This is a genomic window from Pedobacter nanyangensis (assembly GCF_003313505.1).
In the GTDB taxonomy this organism is placed as follows: Bacteria; Bacteroidota; Bacteroidia; order Sphingobacteriales; family Sphingobacteriaceae; genus Pedobacter; species Pedobacter nanyangensis.
In genome coordinates this window covers 241,965-254,911 of record NZ_QMHO01000004.1, presented here as the reverse complement: position 1 = coordinate 254,911, position 12,947 = coordinate 241,965, and the positions used below count along the sequence as shown (strand labels likewise).

General features: G+C 42.2%; 7 protein-coding genes. All 7 read left to right on the top strand.

Features of this window, described 5'->3' with window-relative positions:
* The 7 genes from DUT71_RS09645 to DUT71_RS09615 all read left to right on the top strand — a co-directional run bounded on the left by DUT71_RS09645 (position 1) and on the right by DUT71_RS09615 (position 12,944).
* Positions 1–3,396: a SusC/RagA family TonB-linked outer membrane protein gene (locus DUT71_RS09645; RefSeq protein ID WP_113662326.1), complete on the top strand. Its 3,396-nt coding sequence runs from the start codon at positions 1–3 to the stop codon at positions 3,394–3,396.
* 12 nt (positions 3,397–3,408) lie between these two features.
* Positions 3,409–4,839, top strand: coding sequence for a SusD/RagB family nutrient-binding outer membrane lipoprotein (locus tag DUT71_RS09640; RefSeq protein ID WP_113662325.1), 1,431 nt, complete (start codon positions 3,409–3,411; stop codon positions 4,837–4,839).
* Between the two features lie 8 nt (positions 4,840–4,847).
* Positions 4,848–6,146 carry a DUF5689 domain-containing protein gene (locus DUT71_RS09635; protein WP_162796009.1) on the top strand — a complete coding sequence of 433 codons (1,299 nt, stop codon included), beginning with the start codon at positions 4,848–4,850 and terminating at the stop codon, positions 6,144–6,146.
* Between the two features lie 17 nt (positions 6,147–6,163).
* Complete coding sequence (locus tag DUT71_RS09630; RefSeq protein WP_113662323.1) at positions 6,164–7,534, top strand: IPT/TIG domain-containing protein; 1,371 nt, start codon at positions 6,164–6,166, stop codon at positions 7,532–7,534.
* 141 nt (positions 7,535–7,675) lie between these two features.
* The gene (locus DUT71_RS09625) at positions 7,676–10,588 is read left to right on the top strand and encodes a phospholipase D-like domain-containing protein (protein WP_162796008.1); all 2,913 of its coding nucleotides are present in this window, start codon (positions 7,676–7,678) and stop codon (positions 10,586–10,588) included.
* Positions 10,589–10,602: 14 nt separating this feature from the next.
* On the top strand, positions 10,603–11,523 hold the full coding sequence (locus tag DUT71_RS09620) for a phosphodiester glycosidase family protein (RefSeq protein WP_113662321.1): 921 nt from the start codon (positions 10,603–10,605) through the stop codon (positions 11,521–11,523).
* Positions 11,524–11,528: 5 nt separating this feature from the next.
* Entirely contained in the window at positions 11,529–12,944 is a 1,416-nt protein-coding gene (locus DUT71_RS09615) for a family 20 glycosylhydrolase (protein ID WP_113662320.1), read from the top strand.
* The last annotated feature ends 3 nt before the right edge of the window (positions 12,945–12,947 follow it).

Sequence of the window (12,947 nt, the reverse complement as noted above, 5' to 3'; positions counted from 1 at the left end):
ATGAAACTCATCATTGTTTTATTAACCACGGTAGGTTTGCAAATGGCCAGTGCTACAAGCTTTGCCCAGCAAATCTCCATATCCAAAACCAACGCAAAACTGGAAAGCGTAATTGCCGAACTGGAAAAGCAAACGGGTTATAACTTTATCTATAACTCTGGGATGATCAGCAAGATCGGTAATATCAACATATCCCTTAAAAATGCTTCCCTCAATCAAGTGCTCCATAAGGCCTTGGAAAATCAATCGCTAAGCTTTACCATCAATGGCAATACCGTTGTTATTGTAGAAAAGGAGCAAAAGCAAGCCCAAATTAAAATTACGGGCACCGTGGTTGACAAGGACAATATCCCCATTCCCAATGTTTCGGTAACGCTTAAGAGCACTAAAGTGGTTGAGCTCACTAATGCCGACGGGAAATTTAGCATTAACGTACCCCATAGCAATGCCGTTTTGGTATTTTCCTTTTTGGGCTTTGAAAGTACCGAAGTCAAAGTGGGCAATCAAACCAATTTAAAGGTGGTGCTCAAAGAAAATGTTAGTGCGCTGAACGAGGTAGTGGTAACGGCCTTGGGCATTAAACGCGAAGAAAAGTCATTAGGTTACTCGGTAACCCAAATCAAGGGCGAGGAACTTACCGACGCCATGTCTAACAATTGGACCGATGCCCTAACGGGTAAGGTAGCCGGCCTAAACATGATCAAATCAGGCGGTGGCCCGGCAGGTACCAATAAAATCATCCTAAGGGGCGAAAGCACTTTAAGTGGCGACAACTCGGCCCTCATTGTGGTAGATGGTGTAGTGGTAAGTTCAAAAATATCGGAAAGCAATGGATCTTATTTGGGTTCGGAAAATCCGGTGGATCACGGTAACGGAATTAGCGATCTGAACCCCGAAGACATCGAAAGTGTATCGGTATTGAAGGGGCCAGGTGCTGCGGCACTTTACGGCTCAAGGGGCGCCAACGGAGCCATTATCATTACCACCAAATCAGGTAAGGAGAGCCAAAAGGGCTTAGGTATTTCGTTCAACTCAAATGCAACCTTTGGCACCATTAACAGATGGCCCGATTTTCAATATGAATATGGACAGGGTGCCATTGGCGTTAACGATTATTACTCGTGGGGAGTTACCGAGGATGGGCCAAATACCAAAAACACGGGAGCCGCTTGGGGCCCTAAGTTTGATGGACAGGAATATTATCAATGGGATCCAAACTTATTTACCAGAGGTAACGAAAGAACACCCTGGGTACCATACAAAAACAATAGGAAAGATTTTTTTGATGTTTCACAAACCTACACCAACAATTTGTCGATCAGTGGCGGCAATGCAAAAACTACCGCACGTTTAAGCTTCACCAATCTTCAAAATAAATGGATTGTCCCCAATACAGGGTACGATAGAAATACCATTGCTTTAAACGTTGCACAAAAAGTAAACGATAAACTTTCCATCACTACTAAATTAAGTTATAACAATAAAAGTAGCGATAACCTCCCAACTACGGGGTACAATAACCAAACGGTGATGTACAATATCATCGCCTTGGTGCCAAATGCAAATCTTGATTGGTATAAAACCTATTGGGTACCAGGAAGCGAAGGACTGAAACAGCTGCGCATGTTTAGCAACGGTTTAGACAATATTTACCTATCGGTATATGAAATGCTGAACAAGATGAAAAGAAATCAGCTTATCGGTACCATTAGCGCAAATTACGAATTCTCTAAAAACCTTAACCTGATGGTAAGAAGTTCCATTGATTGGGCAGCTGAGGGGAGATCACAGCAAAAACCAAAAGATGCAGCGAGATTTCCGGAGGGGATGTTCCGTACACAGGATATAGACCAAAAAGAAACCAATACCGATTTCCTGTTAACTTATAAACCAACATTGGCCAAAGACTTCGAAACTACATTTACATTTGGCGGATCAACCATGTTTAATAGCTATAAAATGATTTCGCTAAGCGCAGATAGGTTGAGATATCCTGGCATTTACACTTTTGCAAACGTACAGGATAAGGTCGAATCTAGCTCCGTTACCAGTGAATATGCGGTAAATAGCTTGTACGGCATGATACAAACCAGCTACAAAAATTATTTATTTGCTGATTTTACCAGCCGTGTAGATTGGGCCTCAGTTCTGGCTTCAAGATCTTCTACAAGTAATGTTAGTTTTTTCTATCCATCTTTAAATTTAAGCGGTTTGCTGTCGGAAATGATCAAGCTGCCTAAAAGTATTTCATTTTGGAAAGTAAGGGCATCTTGGTCGCAGGTTGGTGGAGGTGGCACCACGCCTTATAGAACGGGGTATTATTATATACCTAAATCCGTGTACCCGTCAGGCATGGCCAATCCAACATTTATATCCAATGAAAACCTGAAAAATGAATTATCTACGACCATTGAACTAGGTACTGATATTCGCATTTTAAATAGCAGGCTAGGTTTAGATGCAACTTTCTATAAAAGTAACATCAAGAACCAAATCCTGAATGTACCGTTAGACCGGGCAGCTGGATATAATTATAAAGTGATGAACTCGGGCCTGGTGCGTAATAAGGGCATAGAGCTGGCACTAAATGGGGTTCCGTTAAAATCAAAAAATGGCTTGAACTGGAATATTAGCGCCACATTTGCCGCTAATCGAAATACCATTGTTTCCTTGGCCGATAGCGTAGATACGTATTTGATGCAAACCGGCCCCCGCGGTTCAATGGAAGCAAGGGTAGGTGGCCGTATGGGCGATTTATATGGATTGGGCTATCTGCGCTCGCCAGACGGACAAATCGTATATAATTCACAGGGCTATCCCATGCTAACCGAGCAGGCCATTTATCTGGGCAGGGCCACACCAGATTTCAATTGGGGAATTAGTCATGATTTTAGGTACAAACAATGGAGGTTAAAAGTATTGGTTGATGGCCAATATGGTGCCGTAGCTTATTCTCATACCCATTCGGCAGCCTCGGTTGCAGGTAAATTGACCAATAGCCTACCTGGAAGGTATACAGGGATTATTGGTAAGGGCGTACAGCAAAACCCTGATGGGACCTACCGTCCGAATGATGTGGTAGCAGAGCAGATTGGCACCTATTACACAGAGCATTTTAAAGGTGATAACGTAGAGGCAAATACCTTCAGCACCGATTTTATCAAGCTAAGAGAAATGAGATTGGATTATACCCTGCCAGCCAAATTGGCGAAGAAACTGAAACTGCAAAAGGCGGTAGTAGGTGTGTATGGCCGCGACCTTTGGGTGTGGAGCGACTGGCCCGCGTACGACCCAGAGTTTGGGACCTTGGGCAATAGCGATATCCAGCGAGGATTTGAGGTGGCCCAATTCCCGTCCGTTAGATCATTCGGCGTTAACGTATCATTTAGTTTTTAAAAAGAAACCAAGATGAAAAAGATTATAGCAACATTAATCATTACAGGAAGCTTAGTTTCTTGTACCAAAAATTTTAGCGAATTAAATACCAGTAAAGACGGTGCGGTAATGACCACCCCCGAAACTTTGTTGGGCCCCGCAGTGCACGATGTATTGAAGAGAAACCTGAACAGGTGTTTGAGACTTACCCACGAGCTGATGCAGGTACACGTAACGCTTTCAGATAGCGACGAAATACACCGATATGTTATTAGGCCACAGGAATCTGACTATATGTGGAACAATTGGTACCTGCAGTTAACCAACATTAGGGATATGTACACCGGAGGCGACGCCATTAACAGCAATGCTTACATGGGCATTTCTTTGGTTTTGGATGCTTGGGTATCTTCGCTACTAACGGATGTATATGGTGATATCCCTTACTTTGATGCCAACAAAGGCCGCGAAGGTATTTTACAACCTCGTTTTGATAGGCAAAAAGCCATTTATGAAGACCTGTTCAAGAAATTGGAAAAGGCCAATGAACTATTTAAAACTGCATCTTTGATTGATACAGAAGCTAAATTAGACCCCATTTACGCAGGTGATCTAACCAAATGGAGAAAATTTGGAAATAGCCTTTACTTAAGATTATTGCTAAGGGTTTCGGGCACTGGCGAACTAAATGCCGTAAGCAAAATAGGGGAAATTGTGGATACCAAGAAGACCAATTATCCCATTTTTACCAGCAACAACGATTCGGCAATCCTGAAATTTCAAACTACGGCTCCCTATCTGTCAGAATTTGCAGAATATCGTGACCTTGATTTTCAGGTGAACAACAGCCTGGGCGAATTTTTTATCGATAACCTCAACGAGTGGAATGATCCACGACGCGAAAAATGGGCTTCTAAAAGAGATAATGCTTATGTGGGCATTCAAAGCGGTTATCCCGTTGGGCAGGTTCCCGCACCGCAGTCGCAATACCTTGCCAGTTTAAAAAGTGAACCATTGCTGGGAAATATCATAAATTATCCCGAGCTGCAATTCATCTTGGCAGAATGCGCTTTAAAAGGATATATCCCAGGTGATGCGCAACCTTATTACGAAGCAGGGGTAACCGCTGCCATCACCATGTGGGGCCTTACCGTACCTACAGGTTACCTTACCGATTCAAGCGCACAATGGTATCCCAATGACGATGCTTCTTTGAAACTGCATAAAATCATGCTCCAAAAATACTACTCCTTGTTTTTTACCGATTTCCAATCCTGGATAGAATATCGTCGTACTGGTTTCCCGGTGCTACCTAAAGGTTTTGGCTTGCAAAACGATGGCGTAATGCCAACCAGATTAAAATACCCGGTAAACGTACAGCGTGTAAACAGGGAAAACTATTTAACTGCCGTAGCCAATATGGGCGGCGATGATTTGAAGACTAAAGTTTGGTGGAATAAATAATGATGGAAATGAAAAAGAATTTAAAAATAGCCCTGGGATTTATCTTAGCCTTGTTCGTTTTAACATCATGTTCAAAAAATGAAAACGAAGCCGTTGGAATGGTGAGCCCTGTGGTGGGCATCAATTACGTAAAGGCGCTTCATAATGGCGACGACGTTAATTTGGTTAAAGATAAATTAATGGGAGCCACACAAATTGCTGGCGTGGTAATCTCTGATAAGAACAGCGGAAACTTTGATGACAAAGAGTTTGTACTGCAAAATACAAACAAAGGAACTACTGCAGGTTTGATCATCAAACTAAACGATGCAAACACCTCCATCAATTATGGAGATTCAGTTAAAGTAGAAATTGAAAACTGTGTGCTAACCCGGGAAAAAGGTGTGATGAAAATTAAAGGGACCAATCTGGCACTTTCAAAAGTAACCAAGGTATCTTCCAACAACACCCTTAAACCTACCGTGTTAACCCCAACACAGTTGTTTTCGCAGTTTTACACCAGAGAAAGTACCTTAATCCAACTAAATAATGCCACTATTCCCAATTTAACGGGAGGTGAAGTTTTTGCAGGGGAGTATAAATTGAGCGAAAATACCGCGATCTCTTTATTGTTGAGCACACGTACCGATGCGAGCTTTGCCCAAAAGTTTTTGCCCATGGTGGCTTCTTTTATCGGAATCCCTACCTATTACAACGAAAGTTCCGATTATTATAACACCGCAAAGCTGCTGTTCAAAATGCCTAATGAAGACGCGGTCTTTAATCAAACGGGCTCTGTTTATTTAAATTTTCCAGAAGATTTTGAAGCGGCACCGGCAAGTGCTAAATCACAGTTTTTAATGCCCGCAATTAATGATAAAGTTACTTTCAGAACGGGTACATGGCGAATTTATCAGGGCATTATAGGCGATAAGGTTAATCAGGATAAGTTTAATCCGATAGGAAAGCAAGCCATTAGGCTACAGGAACAACTGAGTGAAGCAGCTTATTTGGAGATGGACTTTGACCTGCCAAACGGCGCATCGCAGATCACCTTTTCCTACGGTGCTACCAATCCCGCAACGGGTACCGCAGTGCCAAGCACTTTCATTTTGGAATATTCTAAAGATGGCGGAGCCACTTGGGCACCAATTGGCAATTCCTTAACCAGCGATGCCACCGTGGCCAAAGAAGCGTCATTTAGTTTGAATATTGTTGGCAATGTAAGGTTTAGGATCAATAAGCTGGGCTTGGGAGCCAACGGGGCAGTGGTGAAAAACGGCCTGTTGAACATAGACGATTTTAAAGTATATCAAAATGTCGATTAAACATTAATCATATAATTATGAAAAAGATATTATCTATTTTCTTTGCAGCGGTTGTTTTATTGGTTGCCTGCAAGAAAAATACATCTGAAAATACGCCTACCAATCCATCTATCAGCAGTATTGTGCCCGCTGTAGCACAAGCCAATCAAATAGTGGCTATCAATGGAAAACGTTTTTCAAAAAATGCTGCAGAAAATATAGTCAAGTTTGCAGGCGTGAGGGCTGAGGTCATTTCGGCAACCGAAACAGAGTTAAAGGTGAAAGTTCCTGTTAACGGCAGTACGGGCAATGTAACCATCACCATTAATAACCACACTTCTAAAGGGCCTGTTTTTACCTACGGAGTTGCCGGAAACGACCCCGTGGAATACGAATACGTCACTTCTACTTACGCTGGTTCCGCAACCGCTGGCAATACCTACGGACCGTTGCTCGAAGCCCAATTTTCAACACTGGAAGGCGTGGCACTTGACGAAAGTACTGGCGATTTGATTTTGGCAGATAGGGGAAACCAGATCATCAAAAGGATCAGGAAAAATGGAACTTTGGTGGAGTTTGTGGCCGGTGTAAAAGGTGCAGGTACCGTAAACGGCGCAGTGGATGTGGCCAAATTTAACAATCCATACAAGGTTGCGGTAGATAAATTTGGGAATATTTTTACGGTAGATAACGGTGGGGCACGTATTAGGAAAATTGATATTGCCACCAATTTGGTCTCTACCTTTGCCGGGCCAACTGGCGCTACGGTAACTACCGGCTTTATTGATGGGCCTAGTACCACCGCAAGGTTTAATGTTCCCATTGATGCCGTGGTGGATAATGAAGGGTTTGTTTACGTAGCTGATGCAAATAACAGTGCCATCAGAAAAATTAGCCCTGATGGAACGGTGACTACCTTGGCAGGCGCAGGCCCTTCTCAAAATGGACTGGTTGATGGGACGTGGCCCAACGTGAGACTAAATAGACCCTCGGGCATTTGCCTGGATAAAGATGGGATGTTGCTGGTGGCAGATCGATATAATAACGCCATCCGAAAAATTGACCGACATACCGGGAAAACAACTACCATTGCAGGAACGGGTACGGCCGGTTTTAAAGACGATGAAGCCCTAAAAGCCACATTTAACCATCCTTTCGGTATCCATGCGGATAAACACAATAATATTTACGTTACCGAACTGAACAATAATGCGGTAAGGATGATTACGCCCGAAGGTAGGGTAGTTACCATTGGAGGTAATGGTACCCTAGGCTTTGCCGAAGGGAAACCCGGGGTATCTCAGTTTTACAACCCTACGGATGTTACTGTAGATGAAGATGGCAATATCTTCATTGCCGACATGAGTAACAATAGAATTAGAAAAATTGTTAAGGTACCTAAAATCTAATTTCGAAACATAAGGAGCTGCTGCCATTGGCAGCGGCTCCTTATCAATTCAAAAAACGAATATCCAAATCACCTGGATCCTTTTCAACGGATAATGGGATTGCTATTGATCAACTGCAAGCCTATAAAAAAATCAAATCAAATGAAGAAAAAGCTACAAAAAATTAAGTATGCCTTACTGAGCATCATGTTATTGTTTGTTGTTTTGGGAACTAAAGCCCAAGTAAATATCTCATTTCCAGAAGTAGTGTTTACAGACATGGCCACCGTAGCAAAGGGCAACTCCTCTACAACAATAATGAATAGGTTGATCACGCTCATAGATAACACACCAACAGGGCAAAGTATCCATATCTCCATTTATATGATTAACTATCAGCCCTTAATGGATGCCCTGAAAAACGCTGAAACAAGAGGTGTTGATTTGCACCTCATTGTAGATATGAGCCGGCCCGACCCACAAAATGCCAATGCAACCTCATTGCCTTGGTTGCAGAGTAATTTAGCTAGTTCAGAAGTTATCGTAACCACAAATGATGTGAGTGCCAATGCCATTAATCACCATAAGCATGTGCTATTTTCTGGTGTAAGTACTACAGCTGGATTGGCCACCAACGTTACTTTCCAAACCTCTCATAATTTTACCACATCAGATATGGGCAAAATTCAGGATGCGCTGATATTTAACGAAACGGATATTTATAATGCGTTTTTGGACAATTGGCAAGTGATGAAGCAAAATGCCGCTTCGGGAATGAAGCAGAATTTTAATTACCATACTTACAACTTAAACGCGATAAATGCTAAACTCACATTCTTTCCTCGAATTACTAATGGGGTACATGATGGCGGAGATGATATTGTAGAAAACTTAACAGCAATTACCGATGTGGCAAATGCAAAAATTAAGATAGCCATGTCTGATTGGTCAGATTCCCGCCCAGCAATTGCCGATAAGTTGATTCAGTTGCGTAACCAGGGCGCTACCATTGAGGTTTATGCAAAAGATGCCGCAGGCGTACAAACCAAGGCAAAACTTCGTCAATTAGCGAATTTGGGAGCTACGGTAAGAATTTTTAATCTGGAAGAAGGTAGCGATGCCAAATTTAACATCCATGCTAAAATGATGTTGATAGAAGGAACATGGAATGGCGTTGCCAATGCAAAGGTTATTTTAACCGGGTCCCATAATTATACGGATGGCGCCTTAAAAACCAATAATGAAGTGTTAGTTACCCTGTTGAATGCTAATTTATTTACCCAATATGCAGCTTATTTCGAAGGATTTAAAACGGTTGTGCCAAGTGTCCAATTATTGGCCTGGAACTTTAACACTTTAAACACTACAGGTAATGAACTTAACAACCTTTCAAGCCTAACCTCAGGGGGTGTTTTTAATGCCACTTTGCAAAGAGGAAGTGGTTTTAAGATTTCAAGCCTTTCCAAAGGAATGGGATCATCTAGGGTAAATACAGATTTGGCGACCACAAGAGATAATGCAATTGCCAGAAATGAGTACTTTGAGTTCAAAATCGTACCAAAGCCAGGGCGGTCTGTTAGCTTATTTGAAATAGAATATGCAATCAGAAGATCATCTACAGCTGCACCGTCAACAGGGGCCTGGGCTTATGTGATAGAGGAGGGGGGAATTGCAACGCCCTTAACATTCATTACACCAGATTTTTCTTTTAGGCACGAAGGTGCAAATACTTCGGCAAATATTTCACTTGGCTGGCAGCAGGCCGCCATTGACTTAACCCAAGTTCAGCAACTCCAGCACATTGGCTTTGGAAAAACTGTTTCCCTCAGGTTGTACGCCTGGGGCGGTACAACTACTACCGCAACCTTTGGCCTGGGCCCATATTCGGTAAATAATACTAACAGCGTAGTGATAAATGGCGATATCGAAGCGGTGTTGGATCATAAACTGCTCATTGGTTGGAGTGCCAATTCATCGTCGGGAGAAGCTTCAACCTTAAATTCAACCTTAAATTCAACCGCAATAAGCCCCGCCGCAATTTCCAGGGGATCAGGTTTAGAGGCATCGTCGCTGAGCAAAGGATATAGTTCCAGAACAAATGCAAATCTCAATTTCTCCAATATCGTAGATAAAGCTTCGGCGGTAGCAAATAACAGCTATCTGGAATTTTCCATCAACATAAAACCAAATTATAAAATCTCTTTAGAAACAATTTATGCCAAGCTGCGCCGCTCGGGAGCTGGCGCAAAAAAATATTCCTGGAGTTACAGCATTGATGGTGGCACTTTTGAAGAGATTACAACTACACCGGTTAGTTTTACCAATGCAGCTACCAGTGGCGTACAACAGGAGCCTATAAATTTGACCGCAATTTCAGCACTGCAAAATTTGGAAGGCGCCAAAGCCATCAAATTTAGGCTTTACTCTTGGGAATATACCAGCGCCGCTGGCTCATTTGCATTAGGCCTTTCTGAAAGCAATTCAGACGATGCACTTACCATTACCGGAACCTCAACCTACACGCCACCGCTTCCCATTACCTTAACTAAATTTGAAGCAAAAAGGCTAAATAGCTCGGTAAACTTATTTTGGGAAACCATCTCTGAGCAAAATAACTCCCATTTTGAAGTGCTTAAATCCAACGACGGTGAAAAATGGATCGAACTGGCCTCAATTAAAGGAGCGGGCAATAGTAATCAACTGATCAATTATAGAACTGTAGACCATGCGCCTTCAGCCGGACTCAATTACTATCAACTGAAGCAAATTGATTTTGATGGGAAAAGTAGTTTATCCAAAGTACTAAGCATAGATTTTGGCCTGGTGCCAAGCGCCAACCTGATGGCTAATTACCATGCTCAATCGATAAAAATATTTACCAATGGTTTTGCCCAAGGCGATGCTAAAATAGTGGTATATAATTTAAATGGACAAGCTTTAGCGTCAAAAACAACCTACCTGCAAAAAGGAACCAATGAAGTGGTACTACCTATTGCCCTGCATAAAGGTTTGTATGTTGTGGCACTTTACAACACCGAGGGGAAAAAATCGGAGAAATTTATAGTGGGGAACTAAAAAGCCAATTACTCATGAATAAATACAGCTTAATTTGGGCATTCATTTTTCTACTGGTTTCCTGTAAAGAAGATAGGCCAGCCATCAACGTTGGAGATCAAACCCCAACCGAAACTGGCGGTACAGTTGAAGAAAGTTTAGAGGTTAAACTCGTAAGAAATACCACATTAATTAAAAAAGTGGTTTCTTTCAACGAAGCTCAGCTAGCAGACGGTGTAAAAGAAGCAAGGTTGGAATACCTTAACCAACATTCGCAACCCATGGCTTTATTCTTTTTTAAGGTAGACCTGAACAATAAGGATATCCAACTAAAACCTTTAACACCAAACGGCGAAAAACGATATGCCATGCAAAGTATTCCAGATATGGTGAAAGTCAATACATTTTCGGGATATAAAATTGTAGGTGCCGTAAATTCCGACTTTTTTAATACCAGCACCGGAGAGCCACGGAGCATTGTCATTTTAAACAAACAAGCAGTGCGTACAACCCTGCCAACCATTCGCAGTTATTTTGGGATTAATGAAAGCGGAGCACCCATAATAGGCGACTATTCTGTTTTTTCAACACAGCAAACTACTATTGTTGATGCCCTGGGCGGCTATCATCGCTTAATTAAACAAAACTTTCCCATTGCCCAAACAGATTTAAGTGTGCATCCCAGAACTGCAGTAGGTTTTACAGCAAATAAAATCGTGTATTTTCTGGTGGCCGATGGTAGAAATCCAAGTTATTCCAATGGATTGACCTTGGCAGACGTAACGGCTATCATGAAGGCTTTGGAGGTAAAGGAAGCCATCAATTTAGATGGCGGAGGTTCCTCAACTTTCGTAGTCAATAAAACGCAAATCAGCGTAAGCAATCAACCTTCAGATGGAAGCCCCAGAAAAGTAGCAAATGGTTGGGCCATCTGCACAAAGCATAGTCAAAAATAAACATAATGAAAAGAAAGATCATATTATGGTTGGCATACGTTTGCTGCGTGCTTAATTTAAAAGCGCAATCAGGTCCCGACCGACGTCTGGATTATCTTGACATTACTTGGGAACTGGTACAAAATAAATATGAAAGTAAACCTAACCAGTTTTTGGCCCAATTAACTATCCATAACACATCAAAAACGGAGGTTTTTCCTGCAAGCAACTGGACCATGTACTTTAATTATCCCCGAGAAGTAATCAAAACACTCACAAAAGAGGTGAACTTTAATTATTTGCGAGGCGATTATAGTAGTATGCAGCCAACGAGAGATTTTAAGGCCATATTGCCCGGTAAAAAAATAATGATTCAATTTGTGGCCAAGGGCTTTACGCAAAACATTACAGATGCCATATCGGGAGTGTATTTTGTGATGGCTAACGAGGCTATTCCTGTGCATAATTTTACGGTGAAACCCATTTTGACTGCAGGAGTAGAAAATATAAGCGCAGAAACACTATTCGAAAAATATGGACACGCTGCAAATTTGAGTTATGCAAACCTGGGCGTTTTTCCAACGCCCCAAAGTTCTGTTAATAAAGCTGGCGCAGTGAACGTGCACGCCAACCTGAAAATTAGCACTGATAAAGCATTCCTTAATGAAGCAAAATTGTTGGCCGGTGATTTTAAAATAATCTTTGGTAAGGAATTGATGGTTGAGGGCAATGGGATTTTAAAAGGTGAAATTCAGTTGCAGCGTGTGGAAGGTTTGGGTGCCGAAGCGTATGAGCTGATCATTTCGGATAACATTTTGATCAAAGCAAGCTATCCGGCAGGTGCGTTTTATGGGGTAAAGTCTCTTACTAATTTGTTTCCTGCGCATGTTTGGAAAGGCAAAAGCAAACCTTTTATTCTGAAAGGAGTAGCGATCAAAGATCAGCCCAGATTTAGCTACAGAGCGTTTATGATGGACGTTGCCAGAAATTTCCAACCCAAGGCACAAGTGAAAAAGGTAATAGATCTCATGTCTATCTATAAGTTAAATACCCTGCATTTCCACTTTAATGACGATGAAGGTTGGCGTTTAGATATTCCTTCGCTGCCAGAGCTTACACAAGTAGGCGCCAAAAGAGCCCATAACTTCACCGATGCCAATCTGCAGCCCAGTTATGGGTCGGGGCCAACTACCGCCAATCAAGCAGGTACAGGCCATTATACCAAAGCAGATTTTATTGAAATACTACAGTACGCCGCCCAGCGTCACATTCAGGTAATCCCAGAAATTGAAACGCCCGGCCACGCCAGAGCGGCAATAAAAGCCATGAACTATCGCTACCGGAAACTGATGGCCTTGGGCAAAAAAGAGGCCGCTGAAGAATTTTTGTTGGTAGAAACTGATGACCCTTCTGTGCACATCTGTTCAGGGTTTTACCGATAATGT

Excerpts from the sequence above, each read along its gene's own strand:
- DUT71_RS09625 (WP_162796008.1), top strand. The coding sequence starts at position 7,676 with ATGAAGAAAAAGCTACAAAAAATTAAGTATGCCTTACTGAGCATCATG.
- DUT71_RS09630 (WP_113662323.1), top strand. The coding sequence starts at position 6,164 with ATGAAAAAGATATTATCTATTTTCTTTGCAGCGGTTGTTTTATTGGTT.
- DUT71_RS09640 (WP_113662325.1), top strand. The coding sequence starts at position 3,409 with ATGAAAAAGATTATAGCAACATTAATCATTACAGGAAGCTTAGTTTCT.
- DUT71_RS09635 (WP_162796009.1), top strand. The coding sequence starts at position 4,848 with ATGAAAAAGAATTTAAAAATAGCCCTGGGATTTATCTTAGCCTTGTTC.
- DUT71_RS09645 (WP_113662326.1), top strand. The coding sequence starts at position 1 with ATGAAACTCATCATTGTTTTATTAACCACGGTAGGTTTGCAAATGGCC.
- DUT71_RS09615 (WP_113662320.1), top strand. The coding sequence starts at position 11,529 with ATGAAAAGAAAGATCATATTATGGTTGGCATACGTTTGCTGCGTGCTT.
- DUT71_RS09620 (WP_113662321.1), top strand. The coding sequence starts at position 10,603 with ATGAATAAATACAGCTTAATTTGGGCATTCATTTTTCTACTGGTTTCC.